Origin of the sequence: Microcystis sp. M144S2 (assembly GCF_020246065.1) — a bacterium.
Lineage (GTDB): Bacteria > Cyanobacteriota > Cyanobacteriia > Cyanobacteriales > Microcystaceae > Microcystis > Microcystis ichthyoblabe_A.
In genome coordinates, this window is the sequence record NZ_JADBTR010000059.1 from 1 (window position 1) to 21,375 (window position 21,375).

Annotated in this window: 17 protein-coding genes and 1 pseudogene; 4 read left to right on the forward strand and 14 right to left on the reverse strand. The window is 44.0% G+C overall.

The genetic code is table 11. The features are described 5' to 3' along the window. Positions 1-135 precede the first annotated feature (135 nt). The 7 genes and pseudogenes from IM462_RS07610 to IM462_RS07640 form a co-directional block, all read right to left on the reverse strand. A pseudogene (locus tag IM462_RS07610) lies at positions 136-477 on the reverse strand (Rpn family recombination-promoting nuclease/putative transposase); the annotation flags it as partial. A 151-nt stretch (positions 478-628) separates the two neighbouring features. Further along, positions 629-1,459 carry a 4-hydroxy-tetrahydrodipicolinate reductase gene (gene dapB, locus IM462_RS07615; protein WP_046661423.1) on the reverse strand — a complete coding sequence of 277 codons (831 nt, stop codon included), beginning with the start codon at positions 1,457-1,459 and terminating at the stop codon, positions 629-631. Positions 1,460-1,604: 145 nt separating this feature from the next. After that, entirely contained in the window at positions 1,605-2,558 is a 954-nt protein-coding gene (locus IM462_RS07620; RefSeq protein WP_287700215.1) for an asparaginase, read from the reverse strand. Between the two features lie 22 nt (positions 2,559-2,580). Beyond that, entirely contained in the window at positions 2,581-3,084 is a 504-nt protein-coding gene (locus IM462_RS07625) for a CGLD27 family protein (RefSeq protein ID WP_002752122.1), read from the reverse strand. A 5-nt stretch (positions 3,085-3,089) separates the two neighbouring features. Continuing rightward, on the reverse strand, positions 3,090-3,494 hold the full coding sequence (rsfS, locus tag IM462_RS07630; RefSeq protein ID WP_002800825.1) for a ribosome silencing factor: 405 nt from the start codon (positions 3,492-3,494) through the stop codon (positions 3,090-3,092). A 55-nt stretch (positions 3,495-3,549) separates the two neighbouring features. After that, entirely contained in the window at positions 3,550-4,146 is a 597-nt protein-coding gene (yqeK, locus tag IM462_RS07635; protein ID WP_004163014.1) for a bis(5'-nucleosyl)-tetraphosphatase (symmetrical) YqeK, read from the reverse strand. A gap of 80 nt (positions 4,147-4,226) precedes the next feature. Continuing rightward, positions 4,227-5,795: a YcjF family protein gene (locus tag IM462_RS07640; RefSeq protein ID WP_287700216.1), complete on the reverse strand. Its 1,569-nt coding sequence runs from the start codon at positions 5,793-5,795 to the stop codon at positions 4,227-4,229. A 488-nt stretch (positions 5,796-6,283) separates the two neighbouring features. Between IM462_RS07640 and IM462_RS07645 the strand changes: the two genes are divergently transcribed. The 3 genes from IM462_RS07645 to secF all read left to right on the forward strand — a co-directional run bounded on the left by IM462_RS07645 (position 6,284) and on the right by secF (position 9,807). Further along, on the forward strand, positions 6,284-7,267 hold the full coding sequence (locus tag IM462_RS07645; RefSeq protein ID WP_002742584.1) for an alpha-ketoacid dehydrogenase subunit beta: 984 nt from the start codon (positions 6,284-6,286) through the stop codon (positions 7,265-7,267). 26 nt (positions 7,268-7,293) lie between these two features. Continuing rightward, positions 7,294-8,700, forward strand: coding sequence for a protein translocase subunit SecD (gene secD / locus IM462_RS07650; RefSeq protein ID WP_287700217.1), 1,407 nt, complete (start codon positions 7,294-7,296; stop codon positions 8,698-8,700). A gap of 174 nt (positions 8,701-8,874) precedes the next feature. Then, on the forward strand, positions 8,875-9,807 hold the full coding sequence (gene secF, locus IM462_RS07655; RefSeq protein ID WP_287700218.1) for a protein translocase subunit SecF: 933 nt from the start codon (positions 8,875-8,877) through the stop codon (positions 9,805-9,807). 31 nt (positions 9,808-9,838) lie between these two features. Here the strand turns inward: secF and IM462_RS07660 are convergent, their stop codons facing one another. From IM462_RS07660 to IM462_RS07675, 4 genes are all read right to left on the reverse strand, one after another. After that, positions 9,839-10,324, reverse strand: coding sequence for a crossover junction endodeoxyribonuclease RuvC (locus IM462_RS07660; protein ID WP_150977987.1), 486 nt, complete (start codon positions 10,322-10,324; stop codon positions 9,839-9,841). Positions 10,325-10,327: 3 nt separating this feature from the next. Further along, positions 10,328-11,431 carry a non-hydrolyzing UDP-N-acetylglucosamine 2-epimerase gene (gene wecB / locus IM462_RS07665; protein ID WP_287700219.1) on the reverse strand — a complete coding sequence of 368 codons (1,104 nt, stop codon included), beginning with the start codon at positions 11,429-11,431 and terminating at the stop codon, positions 10,328-10,330. Positions 11,432-11,531: 100 nt separating this feature from the next. Further along, positions 11,532-12,863, reverse strand: coding sequence for an MlaD family protein (locus IM462_RS07670; protein ID WP_287700220.1), 1,332 nt, complete (start codon positions 12,861-12,863; stop codon positions 11,532-11,534). Between the two features lie 46 nt (positions 12,864-12,909). Then, positions 12,910-13,692, reverse strand: a complete 783-nt coding sequence (locus IM462_RS07675) for an ABC transporter ATP-binding protein (RefSeq protein ID WP_002752097.1) — start codon at positions 13,690-13,692, stop codon at positions 12,910-12,912. Between the two features lie 191 nt (positions 13,693-13,883). Between IM462_RS07675 and IM462_RS07680 the strand changes: the two genes are divergently transcribed. Further along, positions 13,884-16,454 (forward strand): TIGR03960 family B12-binding radical SAM protein, encoded by a 2,571-nt coding sequence (locus tag IM462_RS07680; RefSeq protein ID WP_287700221.1) that lies wholly within the window; start codon positions 13,884-13,886, stop codon positions 16,452-16,454. 220 nt (positions 16,455-16,674) lie between these two features. Here IM462_RS07680 and IM462_RS07685 read toward each other — a convergent pair whose 3' ends face one another. The 3 genes from IM462_RS07685 to IM462_RS07695 form a co-directional block, all read right to left on the reverse strand. Further along, on the reverse strand, positions 16,675-17,889 hold the full coding sequence (locus IM462_RS07685) for a type II secretion system F family protein (RefSeq protein WP_287700222.1): 1,215 nt from the start codon (positions 17,887-17,889) through the stop codon (positions 16,675-16,677). Positions 17,890-18,023: 134 nt separating this feature from the next. Beyond that, on the reverse strand, positions 18,024-19,130 hold the full coding sequence (locus IM462_RS07690) for a type IV pilus twitching motility protein PilT (protein ID WP_287700223.1): 1,107 nt from the start codon (positions 19,128-19,130) through the stop codon (positions 18,024-18,026). 211 nt (positions 19,131-19,341) lie between these two features. Continuing rightward, positions 19,342-21,354, reverse strand: a complete 2,013-nt coding sequence (locus IM462_RS07695) for a GspE/PulE family protein (protein ID WP_287700224.1) — start codon at positions 21,352-21,354, stop codon at positions 19,342-19,344. Between the last annotated feature and the right edge of the window lie 21 nt (positions 21,355-21,375).

A 21,375-nucleotide genomic window follows, 5' to 3' on the forward strand; every position in this document is an offset into this window, starting at 1 on the left:
CTCCAGCTACATCAAATGTTCCAAAAAAATATAGAAGAGCTAATGCAAATTAGCCGCTATCGGTTGAAGGATTACATCAAAGGACAAAGAGCAATATCGCTTGCCCTATCTACCTTCTAGCTCGCTTGTCCCCCTCTCAGGATAACGAGATTTGGGACTATTTTCAATTTCCCGATGGGGATAAATGATCACCCCTTGCCAATTGTTATTACTTTCACTCTGATGAAAATAGAGAAATATTTCACTAAAAAAGCGGGAGTAAAACCGTTCATCTTTTTGAAATTGTACCTCAACAAAGTAAATCGGGTCATTGAGGTTATCGGGAAGAAAGACCCCATCTAAACGAAAAGCGAGTTGTTTAACTTCTAGGGAGGAAAATTGATAATGATTGACGGTTTCCGGGGGAAGATTGAGCAAATCAAAGAAACTTTCAGGAAAAGTCTCAAAGAGACGATAGAAAATACTGTCCGTTTTCACTCAATTTTGTCCCTCAATGACTTGTGGTACTTGTTCAATCTCTAAGTCTAAAGCTTGGGGATAGGAAAGCCAGCAGATAGCATTTTTAGGGCAATTTGTCGAGATTTCTCTTCTTTGCCCTTTTCCTCTCCTTCCTCTAAAATATCTCGATTTAGAGGATTTTTTCTAAACCGTAAACGAGGGATTGCAGCTGAGTAACTTTGCGGATAGAAAGGAGAACCCCCGGCATATAACAGGAGCGATCGCTGGTATCATGACGAAGGGTATAGATTTCCCCGGGGGAACCGAAAATGACTTCCTGATGGGCAATTAAACCGGGTAAACGCACGCTATGAATACGGATGTTCTCGGCAGTTAAACCACCTCTAGCGCCGGGGATGGTTTCTTTTTCGGAAACTTGAGCAGGATTAAAGGTTTTACCTAATTCTGCCAGTAATTCGGCGGTTTTAATCGCTGTGCCACTGGGTGCGTCTGCTTTTTGATTGTGATGCAGTTCGATAATTTCTACATGATCAAAGTAGCGGGATGCTTGCACGGCAGCCTGTTGTAGTAAAACCATGCCAATGGAAAAATTGGGGATAACTAAACAGCCAGTGCTGGCTTTTTCGGCAAATTCGGCTAAATCTTGCAGTTGTGCCGCCGATAATCCCGTAGTTCCCACCACCGGACGCACTCCATAGGCGATCGCACTGCGGGTATTGTCATAAACACCGTCGGGATGGGTAAAATCCACCATCACCCCCTGCACTTTTTCCTGAGTTGCCAGGACTAAAACACTCTGTAAATCGTCGAGAATCGGCACTTCTAGGGGTTCACAACCGGCCACTTCTCCCACATCCTGACCTCGAAAAGCTGGATTTCGATCCACTGCACCCACTAAGATCATATCGTCGGCACGAGCAACGGCTTTAATGACTTCCCGTCCCATTTTGCCGGCTGCACCGTTGACAACTACGGGAATCGGGCCTCTATTTTCGGTCATAGTTAATTATTCTCCTTAATATATGGCGATTATAGATTGTAAATGGGTAATCCCTTGTTTTTAGGGAAAAAAATCAAGATTCAAATACTGCCCTAACACACCAAAAAAAAGTTTTTGATGTGTTACGCTTTTGTCAACCCACTATTTATAACAAAGCCATTTCTCCCACCACTTCCAAGCGGGTATAACTGCCGATTGTCAGGAATTTTTCCGAGAGAGATTCGGCCACATTGGGAGTAATCCAGCCTAACTGTTTGAGAATTTGCAAAGCGGCGGCATATTTAGCCCGTTTGGAACCATCTAAAGCTTTTATTGCTAATCCTAAACCCTCACCGACGCGCCCAATACATTGAATCCCTTCGGCCCCGGCTTTACTGACGATTTCCCCTTGGCTAACCCGCATTAATTCCGTATCAAAAGCCCCTTCTCCTGCTACCATGCGGGGATGATAGGTCATCGCCCGGACGATTCTTTCTAAGTCTAAACGGTTGCCAGAGGCTAACTGGGCGTAGAGATGGGCCATTTGCCCCAACTGCATTGAATAGGTGGGCGCACCGCAGTCATCGTGGGCGCTGATTAATTCATCCCCCGGCATTCCTAATAATTCGGCAATTTTGCTTAAAATTAGCTTTTGTATCTGACTAGAACGCCGCAGATAGGTATTTAACGGCCAGCCGCGCTGTTGACACACTGCTAACATCCCGGCGTGTTTACCAGAACAATTGTACTGAAGGCGACTGGGTTTACCTTCCGGGAGAGGACATTGCAGGGCGTTGGGATCGATATCGGCACGCCAGAGAATATTAAAGACTTGACGGGCGTGTTCCACCGTGCCTTGGTGAGAACTACAGATAATGGCTAGATCCTTATCGTTGAGATCGTAGCGTTCGAGGGTGCCGGTACTGATGACAGCCAGTGCTTGAAAAGGTTTCAGGGCCGAACGAATAAAGGCGCTAGTTTCGGCGCTGCCGGCGGTGGATAATACCCGGCCGCGGTCATCGCAAATAGCGGCCTCGACATGATGAACCGATTCAATAATGCCTTCCCGGAGGAGATGAATTTCTAAGCGGTGGGTTGGTGAACGTTTTACCCTATTCATTCAGATTGGTGATTGGTTGCGGTTAGTGAGTGAAAAATAGCCAGAAAAGACCACTGATAGCGACAATTGCCCCTAAAATCAGGGCGGTTTTTTGTAAACGGCGGAGAATGGGCTGGATTTGATAGGAGACGATTAAACGATCACGGGTTAAAATGGCGGCGGTTTTTGTCCAGATTTGGCCATCGTACCAACCCGACTCTTCATAAAATACTTTCTCCGATTGCAAGCGATCATAGACGTAGATCCAGCCCAGATACAAGCGCAATAACACCAATCCTACCAAAATTGTCGAGCCAAAAATCCCCGCGCAGAAGAAGAGAAAAGGGGCTTTTTTAAGGGGAAAACTAGCGGCGGCAATCGGTCCGACAATTAACCATGTCCACAACCATAACCAGACAATTTTTTTTGTATAAGAGGCTACATCTAGCGTTGCCCAACGGAAAAACCAAGATTCTTTTAATTGTTCGTACTCGTTAACCGGTTGCTGTTCTTCCGGGACGGGACAGAAATCAAGGGAGGATTTCATGGATTCTACTCCTCTAAATGGTCGCTAGGTAGAGGAATACGTTGGGCATGACCCCAAAATGCTTCTAAATTATAAAATTCTCGCTCTTTTGGTAAAAAGATATGGACAATGATATCACCATAATCCATCAGGATCCAGCTACCTTCGCTTTTTCCTTCCACTTGTCGGGGGGATTGTTGCCATTCTAGTTCCATAGCGGCTTCGATCGCATCCTCGATCGCTCGCACTTGGGTGGTAGAATAGCCGGTAATAATCAGAAAATAATCGGTTAAATAACAGATATCGGCGACTTTCAGGATGGCGATGTCCCCTGCTTTCTTGTCCTCGGCAGCGGTGACAATTGTCTCTAGAAATTTTTCGGTCTTGAGATTTTCGGCGACGGGGGTAATAATTCCAGTGGGATTGGTCATTCAGGTTGTGGTTATCCTTTGGCTGAGGTGGTTTTAAGCGAGTCTTGAGATTATGTTAATCAATGGTTTTAGTTTCTGTTGGTTGTTCTTTAACAATTTGTAACGCCCAGTTGCGGGTTAGCACGGTGCGGGGATGAATGGGACAATGGCTACTTAAAAGATATTTTAGGGAATAATCGCAGGTTTGTTGAACGCTTTTATGGAGATTTTGATAGCTGAGTTGTCGTAGGGCGTTTAATTCGGGTGTATCGCCGCGATTGGGTTCTAAGGCATCGGCAATAAAGACTATACAGCTAAGATCGCTCATATTGGGTTTACCGAGGGTATGATTGCGAATCGCTTCGAGAATTTCCTCATCGGTAATGTTAAATTCTTTTTGGGCGACAACTGCACTGACATCGGCGTGGAGTAAGTGGGGATGGGATAAACAGATATTATCCACGTCTATTCCCGCCGATTCCGCCATTTTTAGCAGTTTTTTGGGCTTGAAAAATTTAGCCAGATCGTGTAGTAATCCCGCTTGCCCTGCTTGGACGGGATCGAGATCGTGATGACGAGCTAAATCAATACACATGGTCTCCACACCAAGAATATGGCGCAGACGGTGTTCGTTGACGTTTTCTTTTAACCAGTCGATAACTTGCTGTCGCATCTTTTTTTTGCCCTTGCGGAACCCCAAAACGATTGTAACAATTACTATACAATTTTGCCTATTGCTCCCGGGTTCGATCTTTACCAATCATCCTCGCGACTAGCTTCTAAAACTTCTTCTTGCTGCCAATCATCCTGAAAAGGTTGTACCACTTTACCGATCGCATCGGCCACAAAAGACTTAATAAATTCTTCCTTGCGACTAAGTTGAAATTGTCTTTGTACCACTTCCGTCATACCACCGTCACCCCAGTCTTGATCCTGACGGAAATATTCAATAAAACTTTTGCCGGCAATGCGGGTTAAATAGGCGGCACTGACCCCTTGAATTGCCTTACCGACTATATAGGTAGTAAAATTTAATTGTAGGATTCTGGCTAATAATTCTACCGCTCCTTTCACTACTCCCAAACTAACTAGAGTTTTGCCCAAAGATAGAGCCAATTCCTTACCTCGATCGCTGTTAATTTCACAGCCATAAACTTGACCAATTTCCCTGACCATTTGAGCATTAACCGCCGCCGTTGCTAACAGATCGAACACTGGCAAGGGAGTCACTGCAATCACTCCCGCACCGATCCACTGATAGCGATCGATAATTTTATCAGCTTGGCGACGACGTTGGCGATCGATAATTTTCCTAGCTTCTTCCCCCAATCTTTGGGATTGTAAGAGTATATTATCCGCCACTAAATCCTCCCCTTCGGCCCGTAAAACTGAAGCTAAACGTTTAATTAAAGCTAAAATATCCGGTTCTGGTGTGATCATTTGTCCCCCGGTTAACTGTAGGGGTTGGGGATTAGCGGCGACGGCAATAATATCGGCTGAAAGGACAACTCCTTTAAGACGTTCTCGTAATTGTTTTAAAATAATGTCTCGATCTTCGTCGCTATAGAGATCGATTTTATTAAAGACTAAGAGAGAACGTTTACCAATATCAATTAAACGCAATAAAGGGCCGTATTCCGATTGTCGAATATCGTTATCGATGACAAATAAAAGTAAATCTGCTTCCGTGGCTAATTGTCGCGCTAACTGTTCCCTTTGACCTCCGGCCGCACCAATTTCGAGAATGCCGGGGGTATCGGTAATTTGAATTTCCCGATTCACACCTTTCATTTTTAAACTATAGGTTTCCCCTTTTTCCGTGGTTCCCATGGTTGCCTCCACATTGCCCACCATTTGACCGATGAGGGCGTTAATTAGGGAGGTTTTTCCCGCCGATCCTGTGCCGAAAACGATGATTTTAACTTCTTTTCTGGCTAAACTTCGCTCAATTTCTTGGGAACGATTAATAAAAACCTGTTGAGTTACTTTATCTTGAATTTGCTCCACTTGTTGCCGGATAGCTTTTAAGGTTTCCCCGGCGGCCTCGGTTTTTTCTACTGGTAATTTTAGGGGTGGACGGGAGGAAGAACGCAATCCGCAGCGACTTTTTTGCTGCTGGGGCAGCAGATAAAAGTAGTACAAAAGAACGTATATTAGCAAACCCAGCAGTCCGATAATCAGCAAAAGCAGAATATTAGCTAAGATAGGAGCGGTAAAGGCGATCTGGATGTAAAGACGATAGATAGAGTTGACTAACCACAACATTAATCCGAAAATAAAGCTCAGACCAATGATTAAAGTGGCAAGACGGGGTAATTTCATCAGCTTTAACGGTAGGGGGTTCCTTAATCTTGATCTTAGTTCTTTGCTGGCCGATTGTCGGGAACTAGAATAGACTATTATCTATAGTCATAATTGTTTTTATTCATCAGCCAATTTCTGTAAATCTACTAAGTTGGGATTTTTAAAGGGAAACTCTCTGCTCAAATTGGGCGTTACTTGCGATTTTATCGCTCAATCCCAGCTTTTGGGGGGTTCTACCCCCCAAACAACCCCCCGCGCATTAGTTTTTCGGTGGGATGCTTACAGGCAGCTGCTGATACATTTGTCGTCATCTAAGAGTCACTGACAATTGCTGATTGTCGGTATTCCTGCAAATGTGAGATGCAGCCGTATTCAGGGGTCAGGGGATAGCTTTTTATTTATTCTCCCTTCTCCCCACTTCCCCACTTCCTATTCCCTCGGGCCAGAAAAGGGGTAAGATAATAAGTTTAGTGATAAGATGACCGAATTGTAAGCGGGGACTTGATATGGCAGAAACCCTATTATTTAATGCTTTGCGACAGGCGATCGATGAGGAAATGGGCCGCGACCAGACAGTATTTGTTTTGGGTGAAGATGTGGGTCATTACGGTGGTTCCTACAAAGTTACCAAAGATCTCTACAAAAAATATGGCGATTTAAGGGTTTTAGATACTCCCATCGCTGAAAATAGTTTTACGGGCATGGCAGTGGGGGCAGCCATGACGGGATTGCGTCCGATTATTGAAGGCATGAATATGGGTTTTCTTCTGCTTGCCTTTAACCAAATTGCCAACAATGCTGGGATGTTACGTTATACCTCCGGCGGTAATTTTAAAATCCCCATGGTTATCCGTGGTCCGGGGGGTGTGGGGAGACAATTAGGGGCGGAACATTCCCAACGTTTAGAGGCCTATTTTCACGCAGTACCTGGCCTAAAAATTGTCGCTTGTTCCACTCCCTACAATGCCAAAGGTTTATTAAAATCGGCGATTAGAGATAATAACCCCGTGCTTTTCTTTGAACACGTTCTTCTCTATAATCTCAAGGAAAATTTACCTGATAGCGAGTATCTTTTACCCCTCGATAAAGCGGAAATCGTTCGCAAGGGAGAAGATATAACTATTCTCACCTATTCGCGGATGCGTCATCACTGTTTACAGGCATTAAAACAGTTAGAAAAAGATGGCTATGATCCAGAAATTATCGATTTAATTTCCCTGAAACCCTTTGATATGGAGACGATCGCCGCTTCGATTCGCAAGACTCACAGGGTGATTATCGTGGAAGAATGTATGAAAACTGCGGGAATTGCTTCTGAGTTAATTGCTTTAATTAATGAGCAGTTATTCGATGAATTGGATGCCCCCGTGTTAAGATTATCTTCCCAAGATATCCCCACACCTTATAACGGTAATCTAGAAAGATTGACGATTATTCAACCTAATCAAATTGTCGAAGCTGTCCAAAAAATGGTCGGTGATCGCATTTAAAAAATTCTCCTTTTGATACTGAAGTTATGCAGAGACAAAATTGGTTATTGTTACTGATCATCGGCCTGGTTGTTGCCTCGATCATCACCCTGATTAAGTTACCCCTACAATTAGGTTTGGACTTGCGCGGTGGTAGTCAATTAACCATTCAGGTTAAACCCACGGAAACCGTCAAAACCATTCAACCTAATGATTTAAAAGCCGTACAAAATGTGATTGAAAATCGCGTTAATGCCCTCGGTGTTTCTGAATCATTAGTGCAGACTGTGGACAGTAAAAATCAGGTAATCGTGCAACTACCAGGGGTCACAAATCCCAAAGAAGCGGAGAGAAACTTAAATGTTCAGGCCCAATTAGAATTTCGTCAGCAAAAACAAGGTACAGAAGGAGAATTTCGGGCTGAATACTCGATTTTTCAACAAAAAAAAGTGGAATTAGCCGCCCTTAAAGCCGAGAATAAACCCGAAAATGCCGCTAAAATTGCCGAACTAGAACAATCTCTGCAAAAATCTAAAGAGGCAATTTTAAATTTATTTGAGTCGGTGGACTTAACCGGAAAAAATCTGCAAAATGCCACTATTAGTTCCACTCAAGGCACTAACTGGGAAGTGGCGATTACTTTCGATTCGGAAGGGGGCAATAAATTTGCCGAACTGACTAAAGCGATCGCGGGTACTGGTCGCAGTATTGGGATTTTCCTTGATAATGAATTAATTAGCGCCCCTGTGGTCGGTGTGGAGTTTGCCCAAACGGGAATCACTGGAGGCCGGGCTGTGATCACTGGTAATTTTACCGCCGAAACTGCCAACGATCTAGCGATTCAATTGCGCGGTGGTTCCCTACCTTTCCCCGTTAAAGTGGAAGAAATTCGCACCGTCGGGGCAACTTTAGGCCAGGACAGCATCCGTCGCAGTATCTACGCCGGTTTAGTGGGTTTACTGTTAGTTTTAATCTTCATGGCGGTTTATTACCGTTTACCCGGGATTATTGCCGATGTTTCCCTGATTATCTATACTATTCTCTCTTTGGGGGCTTTTGCCTTAGTGGGAGTCACCATGACGTTACCCGGTATTGCCGGATTTATCCTCAGTATCGGCATGGCAGTTGATGCAAATGTACTGATTTTTGAGCGTACCCGGGAGGAATTAAGGGCCGGAAAATCCCTATTTCGGGCAGTAGAGTCGGGATTTTACCGGGCTTTTTCCAGTATTCTCGATAGTAATGTCACTACTTTAATCGCCTGTGCTGCCCTATTTTGGTTGGGTTCAGGATTAGTCAAGGGTTTTGCTTTAACTTTAGCCATTGGGGTAGCTGTGAGTATGTTTACCGCTTTAACCTGTAGTCGTACTCTCCTGTTAATCACCGTGTTAAACGTCCCCAGCGTCCGTCAAAAACCGCAACTTTTCTGCCCTAATTTACCGGTAAACCAATAATCAGTTATCAGTTATCAGTTATCAGTTATCAGTTACCAGTTATCAGATTGGAGTTTTAAGTTAACAGTGTTAATCGGTTATCAGTTACCAGTTATTCCCCCACTGATTACTGCTTACTGATAACTGAAAAATATCCCTACTCCTGTCTCCTTTGTTCCTTGTTACTTAATCGATATGGCATTTAACGTTACAAAACAGCGTAATTTTTGGTGGACAGTCTCGGCCCTGCTGACAATTGGCAGTATTTTGGCCATGGTGATTTCTTGGTTCACTATTCAAGCGCCTTTGCGACCGAGTTTAGATTTTGTTGGTGGCACGAGAATTCAGATAGAATTAGCCTGTGCCAAAAAGAATAACTGTGAGAAACCCTTAACTACTGCCGAAGTGCAAGTGATTTTAGACGAGGAGGGATTGGGTAATAGTAGTGTGCAGGTGTTGGATAAATATACTTTATCGGTGCGGACTAAAACCCTGGCAGAAGAACAGAGAACAAAATTACTCGACACCTTAAATGAGAAAATTGGCACCTTTGACCCCGAAACCGGTCAAATCGATACCGTCGGTCCCACCATCGGTCAAGAATTATTTAGGTCGGGATTTTTAGCTTTATTAGTGTCATTTTTTGGCATTGCTGTCTATCTAAGCTTCCGTTTTCAACGGGATTACGCTTTTTTTGCCATTGTCGCCCTGCTGCACGACGTTTTGATCACTTTAGGGGTCTTTGCGGTTTTAGGCTTAATTGCGGGGGTAGAAGTGGATAGTTTATTTTTGGTTTCCCTCTTGACAATTGTGGGCTTTTCTGTTAATGACACAGTGGTAATTTATGATCGCGTGCGGGAAAATTTTGCTAATACCCCCGAATTATCCGTGGATGAAATTGTCGATAACGCGGTGAGTCAAACCCTAACTCGTTCGATTAATACCACCCTGACTACTTTATTGCCTCTGGTGGCGATTTTTCTCTTTGGTGGCAGCACCTTAAAATATTTTGCCCTAGCTTTAATTATTGGCTTCGTAGCCGGGGCCTATTCGAGTATTTTTATCGCTAGTACCCTACTAGCTTGGTGGCGCGGTCGTTCCCATCGAACTAAGATAGTACAAGCTTAAAAATAGCTTTTAGTTGTCACGTCAAATTACTTCAAGAGATTTGATTACGAACGCCACTAAAAGCGGCGTAGGCGATCGCTATAGCATCTACGGCATCATTAATAGGCATTTTTGTCAATCCGAATAAATACTTAATTTGTTCGGACACCTCAGCTTTAGTAGCCCTACCATGGCCCAGATGACATTTCCAACTAGCTTGATGGAGGAAAATCGGTTCAATTCCCCCATCGCGACAACTAACTAGATTGATAATTCCCAATGCTTGCAGGACTCCACCAGCTGCCTTGATTTGCCGGTTAAAAAAGGGCATTTCCACGGCAATTTCCCCCGGTTTATATTCTGCGATTAACTCCTTTAAATCCCGTTCAATTTCGATCAAACGCTGGGCAGTAGAAAGATTTTTAGAAGTTTCGATCGTGCCATAATCGACTAAAATCGGCATTAACTCACTATTATCCCGGAGAATAGCCCAACCGACAATCGCTAATCCGGGGTCGATACCCAACCAAGTAGTCATAAATTAAGCCAAAAAATCTTGGACGATTTGGAGGATTCTTTGGGATGCTTGTCCATCTCCAAAAGGATTAATGGCATTAGCCATACGATCATAGGCGATTTTATCCCCTAATAATTCTCCCGCTGCGGCTAAAATTTGCTCGGGATTAGTCCCAATTAATTTCGCTGTTCCCGCTTGTACTGCTTCCGGTCTTTCCGTGGTTTCTCTCAATACTAAAACCGGTTTTCCTAAACTCGGTGCTTCTTCTTGAATGCCTCCAGAATCAGTTAATAATAAATAACAGCGTTGAATCGCGCCCACTAACTCGGCATAATCGAGAGGTTCAGTTAAAAATACCCTGGGATGATTGCCCAAAGCGGACTGAATTGGTTCTCGGACGGTGGGATTGCGATGGAGGGGTAGTAATAGGGCTATATCGGCATATTTTTCTAACAACAAAGTGAATCCTTTGATAATATCCTGTAAGGGTTCGCCCCAATTTTCCCGGCGGTGAACCGTGGCTAATAAAACCCGATAATCTGACCAATTTAAGCCCGCAATTTGACATTCTGGCGCGGTTTTGGCTACGGTTAATAAAGCATCAATAACCGTATTGCCGGTGTGGTGAATATTTCCTGTCACCCCAGATTTTTGTAAATTTTCCACGGCTAAAGTAGTGGGAGCAAAATGTAGGGTAGTCAGTTGAGAAATTAGGCGACGATTAGCTTCTTCGGGATAGGGATTATAGATATCATTAGTTCTTAATCCTGCCTCTACATGGGCGATAGGAATTTGTTGATAAAAAGCCGCTAAAGCAGCAGCAAAAGCGGTAGTAGTATCACCTTGCACAATAATTAAATCTGGTTTTATGCGCTCAAAAACTGTTTCTAAACCGCGTAAACTGCGGCAAGTAATATCAGTTAAGGTTTGACGGGTTTGCATAATATCGAGATTTTCATCTGCTTTTAAAGCAAATAATTCCATCACCTGCGCTACCATTTCTTTATGCTGTCCCGTCAGAACTACATGGGTTTGAAACTGTTCCGATTCTTGAAAAGCACGAATAACGGGAGCTAATTTAATCGCTTCGGGACGAGTTCCAAGAGTAATACAAATTGATTTCAACATATTATTATCAGTTATCAGTTATCAGTTATCAGTTATCAGATGTGAGTTTTCAGTTCACTGATTACTGTTCACTGAAAATCGCTTGAATTGTGCTGTTTTGTCATTTTTCACTCGTGGGTGGTTGTTGAACGATAAATTGGGGATAGAGTTGCATTTGCTTAGGATTTAAAGGTCGAGAGATGGTCAAAACTTTTTGTTTAGCTAACTCTTGAGTCATGGTATCTAAAGTTTGAGCGATACGCAAATTATATTCTAATTGTTCCCCGGAAGAAAGCAGATTACTTAAGCCATCGATTAAACGTCTTAAATTCTCGCGAAATTGGGGATCACCGATTAACTCATCGATATCGGAGGTGATTTTTTGAGTATTTTCAAAAGTCACCCTAGCGGATTCGAGAGTTTTTTGCAGCACGACAATTGTAGCAGGATCGTTAATAGTTTTAGTAATTTCTCGTAAATTATTCGATGTTTCCACCGCATTATTCAAAATAGTCTCGATATTTTGCATGACTTGTTTAGTATCAATTTCATCTAAACCTGCATTCAACCTCATGGCGGTATTATTGAGATTATTAGCGAGACTACCAATACCTAAACTAGCTTGATTAATATTATCGAGAGTATTAACAATTTGTCCCCGATTTTCGCTGAGAACAGCATTGAGATTAGCGACTAATTGGGAAGATTGTTGAAAAGTTCTGCTGATTTGACTGCGATTTTCCTGAACGGTATTATCTAAAGTATTGACAAAACGGGAGGCATTATTAGCCGTATTAGTGACCGAGCGACTGGTGGTAGCTAATTCCAAAGATAGACGAGAGATTTCTCTTTGGGCATTACGGATAGTCTGGGAGGTATCATCGGATAAACGGGCGATTTTTTGAGCTGCTATGGCGGTATTTTTGGTGACATCATTGAGATTACCCACAAATTCAGGACTGGTAAAAGTATCAACTAAACGACCAACACTAGACATTAATTGTGTTCCTGTTGTCCCCTGTAAACGAGTATTATTACAGAGAATTAACTGTTGATCACAGTCGGGACCCAGAGGGTCGAGATTTTTGGCCTCAGCACTTAAAGAAACTAAGGGAGTGATATCGATGGCTGCCTCCCCAATTAATCCGGAAAGATTGGTAGTAACAGTTACCTTCCTAGGCATAACTAAAGTAGCAGAAGCGATCTCGGCAATAACTTCCACTTGATTACTTCCCGGGATAAAACTCGTAATTCTTCCCACTCTCACCCCGCGAAAACGCACCGGCGCCCCGACTTGTAACCCTTCCACGTCGGCAAACTCGAAGATTAATTGATAGGTTCTTTGACCAAATCCCCCCCCGCGAACCCAGATAGCGAGCGCCCCAAAGACCAATAATCCGCCTAGGGCAAACAAACCCAGTCTTCCTTCCCGTAAAGCTCGCGAACTCTGCATGATTTTTCTCTCATTCTCGATAGTTCTTAATTTAGCTTAATCTAGCTTAAACGATTGTCCTAATCGGGCCTTCAATGCTGGCGCTAAAAAATTGCCGGATCATGGGATGATCGGTACGATCGATATCTGCCACTACTCCCTGCCATTGCACTTTTCCCTGATAGAGAAATACTACTCGATCGGCGGTGCGTCGGATGGTACTTTGTTGGTGAGAAACCATTACATAAGTGTTCGCAGACCCCGATTTTTCATGGAGAGTCCGCACTAGATCCTCGATAATTGTGGAAGCTATCGGGTCTAATCCGGCGGTAGGTTCATCATACAGCAGTAATTCAGGATTATCAGCCGGATTATCGGGATTAGTGATAATAGCGCGTGCAAAAGCCACCCGTTTACGCATTCCCCCCGATAGTTCCGAAGGATAAAGGTCACTAATTCCCTGTAAACCGACCATTTCCAGACTTTTTTCCACTAATTCCCTAATTCTGGCTTTTTTTAAATTAGTTTGTTCATAAAGATAAAAACCGACATTTTCCCCGACGGTGAGAGAATCAAACAGGGCCGTTTGTTGAAAAACTAAGGAAGTTCGCATCGCTTCTCGACCATCTTCTAGCAATCCCTGACGCAATTGACCTTTAATACGAATTTCTCCAGCATTTATCCCCGTTAATCCCGCAATTAACCGTAAAACCGTTGATTTTCCCGTTCCCGACGGCCCGATAATTACCAGGGCCTCCCCTCGATAAATGGTTAAATCTAATCCGTCGAGAATAACATTATCCCCGAATCTTTTCGATACTCCTCTCAATTCAATTAACGGTTCTTTCATCGTCGCTTAATTATCTTATAACCTCTGGAATTTTAGGGAGATGGGGAAGTGGGAAGTATTTTCAGTGAACAGTAAACAGTAATCAGTGAACTGAACTCTGATAAGTGATAACTGATAACTGATAACTGACTCGATTCTGGCTGCTATAGTAGAAAAGCACCCATTGCTGACGATATCTGAGGTAGATTGCCGTGACTATTGCTTTAGACCAACTGCTTACCCCCGACATTTTTCGACCAGCGCGTTATTTGGGCAACGAGTTAGGCGCTAAACATAAAGAATGGGCAAGTGCTGTGGTTCGTTGGGTGTTAACCTATCCGGAAGTGTACGAAGTGGGGGCATCTAACCTCGGCCATATTATCCTCTACAATATCCTCAATGCTCAACCCCGCCAACTCTGCGATCGCACTTATTTACCCGCACCGGATTTAGCCCAAAAACTCAAACAGACAAAAACCCCCTTATTTGCCCTAGAATCCCGTCGTTGCCTCACAGATTTTGATATTCTGGGTTTTAGTCTCAGTTATGAGCTAGGAGCCACCAATATTTTAGAAATGCTCGACCTAGCGGCAATTCCCTTGACTTGGAGAGCAAGAGATGCGGGTAACTATCCGCTAATTTTTGCCGGGGGACAAACTGCCACCTCTAACCCCGAACCCTACGCCGACTTTTTTGATTTTATCGCCCTCGGTGATGGCGAAGAATTATTGCCAGAAATCGGTTTAATTTTAGAAGAAGGTAAACTAGCTAATCTAAGCAAAGAAGAACTATTACTAGATTTAGCCCAAATTCCGGGGGTATATGTCCCGCGTTTCTACGATGTCACCCCAATCGGTGCAGTTATCCCCAATCGTGACGATGTACCGAAAAGAATTTTACGCCGGGTAGCCACTCCTATCCCAGCCTATTCTATCGGTTTAGTTCCCTTCGTGGAAACAGTCCATGATCGCCTAGTGGTGGAAATTCGTCGCGGTTGCACTAGGGGATGTCGTTTTTGTCAACCGGGGATGTTAACCCGTCCTGCGCGGGATGTGCAACCGGAAGCAGTAATCGAATCGATTGAAAAAGGAATGCGAGCGACAGGATATAACGAATTTTCCTTATTATCTCTCAGTTGCTCCGATTATCTAGCTCTACCTGCCGTGGGTATGGAGATTAAAAACCGTCTCCAGAATGAGAATATATCTCTATCCTTACCCAGTCAAAGAGTCGATCGCTTTGACGAAAATATTGCTAACATAATTGGGGGCAATCGTCAATCGGGTTTAACCTTTGCACCGGAAGCGGGAACCCAACGAATGCGCGATGTGATTAACAAAGGGTTAACCAACGAAGAATTACTCAGAGGGATAAAAACCGCCGTCGAACAGGGTTGGGATAAGGTTAAACTCTATTTTATGATCGGTTTGCCGGGGGAAACCGATGTGGATGTGATTGGTATCGCGGAAACGGTGCGCTGGCTGCGTCGGGAATGTCGTTTACCAAAGCGGAAACCCCTCGATTTTACCCTAACTATCTCGAATTTTACCCCTAAACCCCATACCCCCTTCCAGTGGCATTCCGTCTCCACGGCCGAATTTATCCGCAAACAGGAGTTATTAAGACAGGAATTCCAAGGCATGAGAGGGGTAAAAGTCAATTATACCGATGTCCGCATCTCGGCCATGGAAGATTTTATCGGTCGCGGTGACAGAAGTTTAGGGAAAGTGGTGCTGCGCGCTTGGCAATTGGGAGCCGGGATGGATGCTTGGTGGGATAATACGGAAAAAGCCTATCAAGCATGGTCACAGGCGATCGAAGAATCCGGTTTAACTTGGAAATATCGTCAGGTAGAACAGGGAGAATGGAATATTTTTGCCGATACAGACAAAGATATTTTAGAGCGTCCTTTGCCCTGGGATCATCTCGATACTGGTATCGATAAAAAATGGCTAGAGGAGGACTTAAAACGCGCTCTAGACGCGGCAACGGTTCCCGATTGTTCTTTTGAGGGTTGTTCCCATTGTGGCGTTTGTAGCGTCGATTTTGGTCATAATATCGTCATTGAAGCGCCTCCGATTCCCGCTTTTGCCGGACATTTTCAACCTAATCAAGAACGCACCCAAAGAATTCGGGTTTGGTTTGGCAAAATTGGCGAAATATCCCTAGTTAGCCACTTAGATCTCGTGCGTTTATTTGATCGCGTCGTCCGTCGGGCTGCTATTCCCATTTCCTTTACCGGTGGATTTCACCCCGGTCCGCGCATTTCGATCGCAAATGCCTTATCCTTGGGAGCAACCAGTAGCGGTGAGATTGTCGATTTTGAATTGACAAAAGTGATGGATTTAGAGACTTTTAAACAGCAGTTAAGCGCGCAATTACCCGCAGATTTGCCAGTTTATCGGGTGGAAGAAATTCCCTTAAATGCCCCTGCTGCCACCCGTTTGTTAGAAAAAGCTGAGTATTTGCTCACTTTTAATAGCGAGGGAATTGACTGTCAACAGTGGCAAAATTGGATCGAGGCAATTAAGCAAGCAACGGTGATGGAACGGGAAAAAACCACCAAATCCGGCAAAAAAGTCACGATTAATCTGCGAGAACAATTATATGAATTAGAGTTAAAAACTGTTGACAAACAAGCCGTTTTGTGCTATGTGGGCAGTTGTCGCAATGATGGCACTTTACTGCAGCCCGATCATATCGTCGAGATGTTAGAAAGGGTTTCTGGCCAAGAGATTTCGCTGCTTAATTTTCATCGTCAGCGTTTGATTTTAGGAGCTTAACCATCGTAAATTGTTCCCTTTATGCTCTAACCCCAGAGAGTCGGCTAATCTTGATCGACTAATTCCAAGGAATCATCAACCAAAGCTGGCCGGTAATTTTGAACAACCAAAAGTTTCCTAAGACACAGATTCACCTAATCAAATAAAAGGAGATGAAAATTAAAATCTGGCTGATTTCAAGCTACCAGCAATAGTCACTGATAACTGATCACTGATAAACTTATCCCAAGGCATCGAAGATTTTAAACATAGGCAGGTACATAGACAGAAGAATAATTCCCACCATCCCGGCAATACCGACCATCATCAAGGGTTCAATGATACTGGTTAAAGCTTTAACGGCCTGTTCCACCTCATCTTCGTAGAAATCCGCTACTTTCATCATCATGGCATCTAATTCTCCCGTTTCCTCACCAATACTAATCATTTGAATGGCCAAAGCTGGGAAAACATTGGCTTTTTGTAGGGCCAAACTCATCATTCCCCCCTGCTGAATTTCCGTCTTGGCACCAGCGATCGTATTAGCAATTACCTGATTACCCACCGTATTACAAACTATATCAAGGGAACTCAAAATCGGGACACCAGAACGCATCAGAGTCCCAAAAACCCGGCAAAATCTAGCCACAGCCGATTTTTCATTCAAATCACCAAAAAGGGGCATTTTAAGGAAAAACCAGTCAATTTGCAGACGACCTATCGGGGTTTTGTAATAGCGACGCAGTAAAAAAACCGTGGCAGCAATGGTGACAATCGGAATTAAAATTAACCAACTACGCATCACACCACTTAAAAAGAGCATAAATTGCGTTAAAGCTGGTAGTGGCACCTTCAAATCGGTGAAAATTTTCGCAAACACGGGAATTAAAAAGATTGTCATCCCGAAAAACACAATTACCGCTAAAATTGCCACTGCTACCGGATAGGTCATCGCTGATTTAATCTGGTTTTTCAAGCGGGCCATATCTTCCAAAAGTTTCGAGAGACGGAGCAGCACTTCATCGAGTACCCCCCCCGTCTCTCCAGCTTCGATCATACTGACATAAAGTTCATCAAAACATTCAGTATGTTTGGCCATGGCTTGCGATAACGGACTCCCTTGCTGTACGTCGGCACTAATCGCTTGTAGTGCTTTTCTCATCTTGGGATTACTGGATTGATCCGCCAAAACTCCTAAACATCTCACAATCGGCACACCAGCATTAATCATTACCGAAAATTGACGGGAAAAAACCGCTTTATCTTTGATGGAAATGCTGGCAAATATCAACTCTAAACTAGAAAGATCGATCTCTCCTCCCGCTTTTTTGACTTTACCGACGGCAGCATATTTCGCCTTCAGCATCATTCGGGCATGATCGGGAGACATAGCTTCAACTTTCTCTCGGAAAACTTTTCCAGAGCTGCTTTTAACTTGTGCGACAAAAGTAGGCATAGGACAAATCAGTTATCAGTTATTAGTTATCAGTTTTTTAGCTGTCAGCGATCAGGAGTCAGGAGATTATTTTTATTTATTGTCCCTGCTTCGGCGCTCCCCAATCTCCTATGCTTTTTAAACAGTATTTATCATTAGAAACGAGCTTTAGTTTTGGCGTTAACACTAGCCCCAGCGACAAGACGTTGTAATTCATCGGGTTTACTACTTTTAGAAATCGCCTCTTCAAAGGATATAACACCGCTAACAACTAAATTAGCTAATCCCTGTTCCATAGTTTGCATTCCTAGCTTCATTCCCGTTTGAATTGCTGAGTAAACTTGGGGGGCTTTTCCTTCGCGAATTAGGTTAGCGATCGCTGGAGTTACCACCATGATTTCCTGTACCATTGCCCGGCCAAATTCCCCCGGTTTAGGATTTTTTTTCTTGACTAGGTTTTGACTAAAAACTGCTAGTAAAGAATTGGATAACATGGCGCGAATTTGTGACTGTTGGTTAGAGGGGAAAACGTCAATGATCCGATCCACTGTTCCCGCTGCCGAGCTAGTGTGTAGGGTTCCGAAGACTAAGTGACCGGTTTCCGCCGCCGTAATTGCCAAACTAATTGTTTCTAAATCCCGCATTTCTCCCACAAGGATAATATCAGGATCTTCTCGTAAAGCTGCTCTTAATGCGTTAGCAAAACTCTTGGTATCTTCTCCTTTTTGTCGTTGGTGAAACAGGCTTTTTATATTAGGAAAAACGTATTCAATTGGGTCTTCTACAGTCAAAATGTGTTCAGATCTAGTCCGATTAATTAAGTCTAAAATTGATGCCAAAGTGGTAGTTTTACCTGAACCTGTTTGTCCAGTTACGAGAATTAATCCCCTCGGTCTTTCCGATAATTCTCGGATCACTTCTGGTAAATTTAATTGTTCAAAGTTAGGAATTTTGGAGGACAAAGCGCGTAAACAAGCTGCATAGGCTCCCCTTTCTTTATAAACATTGATCCTAAATCTTGCTAATCCTTTCACCCCGTAGGAACAGTCTAATTCCCAATTCTGCTCTAACTCTTTTATTTGAGTATTATTGAGCATACTAAAAATCAATTTCTGACAATCTTGCGGGGTTAAAGATTCTTCATTAATCGGGGTGAGTTTGCCACTAATGCGAAAATAGACCGGCGCACGGGACTGAATGTGCATATCGGAACCGCCCATCTCCACCAATTGTTCCATTAAATCTTCGATCATTAAGTCCATAAGTTAAACTCCATCTATCGTATAAAGTAAAAACTGAAAAGGAGATAGGAGCCAGTCCCGATGAAAAAATTTTCACCCCCACAGATGAAAGAGGTTTCTTTCCCTACACCCCACACCCCACACCCTACACCCTCTTTTCCGTCAGGAGACAAATTCATAACACTTTTGCCTGTTCCGGACTTCCCCGATCACCGATCACTGAAAAACTGTCTTAATAACTAAATCGCGGTCTCATACAATAGGGACAATCGAGCCATTCTGGTTGTAGTTCGGCGCGACAACCACTACAGATTAAACCGCTTTTCCGTTTAGCTTTTAATTCCGCTTCCAGACCAGAATCGCTAAATGTCACCCGTTCCACTTCTTCGAGGGTGGTGTAACCCTCGCGCACCAAATTTAAACTGTAGGCTAGGAGTGTCATCATACCCTCATCGACGGCCGCCTCCTTAATGCGATCGGTGGTTGCCCCTTGGTTAATTAATTGCTGTAGTCGTTCACTATTCTGCATCACCTCATAAACACCGATGCGACCTTTATAACCGCTGCCGTTACACTTGACGCAGAGATTACCCTGTCTTCGCGCCTGTTGAATTTCCGCTATGGTCAGGGTATTAGCCTTATAAAAGGTCACTTCCTGTTCATTGGCAGCGGAAAGACCAAAACGAGCCAATTCCTCTTGGGTGGGGTGATAGGCGACTCGACACTCGGTACAGACGCGCCGCACCAGACGCTGGGCCAAAATTCCCAACAGAGAACCAGAAATCATAAACGTTTCAACCCCCATCTCATCGAGACGAGCGATCGCACCTGCGGCATCGTTGGTGTGTAGGGTAGTTAAGACCAAGTGACCGGTTAAGGCGGCCTCGATCGCTGTTTTAGCTGTTTCCTTGTCCCTAGTTTCCCCCACCAGAATCACATCCGGGTCTTGTCGCATGAAGGCCCGCAGAATCGAGGCGAAATCCATGCCTTTTTCGCGAATTACCTGCACCTGGGTGATGCCCGGTAGAGAATATTCGATCGGATCTTCGGCGGTACTGATATTGACCCCAGGGTGATTTCTTTCGGCTAACACCGAGTATAAAGTGGTGGATTTACCCGAACCGGTGGGGCCTGTCACCAACAACAGACCAAAAGGATGACTGGCCAAGTCTCGGACGATTTGCAGGGTCTTTTGATCGGTGATTAGTTTATCTAAACCCAACTGGGTAGAGGAGTTATCGAGAATCCGTAAACAGACTTTTTCCCCGTAGCGACTGGGCAGGGTATTAACCCGAAAATCCACTTTCCGCCCTTGATACATCCGCCGAATTTTACCATCTTGGGGAAGACGACGTTCGGCGATATCGAGATCGGCCATGATTTTAAAACGGGCAGTGACCGCCGGGGTAATTCTTTTCGGCAGTGGATCAAAAGCTTGATGAAGAACTCCATCTTTGCGAAAGCGAATTTTCAGGAATTCGTCTTGGGGTTCGATGTGAATATCGGAACTCCCTTCCTGTAGGGCTTTAGCTAGAATTTTATTGACCAGGTTGATGACGGGGGCTTGATTAGCGTCTCCTTCTCCGAGATCATCGGCCACTTCATCGTTAGCACCAGAGACCACCTCAATACTGGCGACAATATCGGTGAGATCCGAGAGTTTTTCCAGTTCTTTTTCTTTTTCGAGTCTGGCTTTTTCCCTTTCTAGTTCCGGTTGGGCCCAGTGGAATTTTTCCAGTAATCTTTCATAATCTTCGCTGGTAATCACTAAACGCTGTAAACCTAACTCCCTGGGGCGAAGGATACGATTAATATCGTCCGTAGCCTCTAGGTTGTCGGGATCGACCATGGCTATCAAAATTGAAGCTGGCTCTCCTTCGATTCGACGCAGGGGGATGAGACGATAGCGACGACAAAGATCGATCGGAATCAAAGAATCGATTAGCCTGGCTATTTCCAGTCCATCCACATCGCTCAATTCGGGATCGAGCGATTCGACTCCGTAGAGAATTTTTAGTTCAAATAACTGGTTTTTCTTATACTGTCGCCGTAAATCCGGGGGCAAAGGTCGCCCGGTTAGTTTTTGTAATATTTCTACTAACGATCGTCCCGATTTCCGTGTTTCCACCAGGGCCTGTTGCATTTGCTCGGCACCGATATAGCCCGACTGCACCAACTTGTTACCAAAGGGGGAAAAGTAATTGCGTAGGGCAACAGCACGGGTTTTCTTGGAAGAAAATGTCATAGACGATTCCTAACCTCTCCA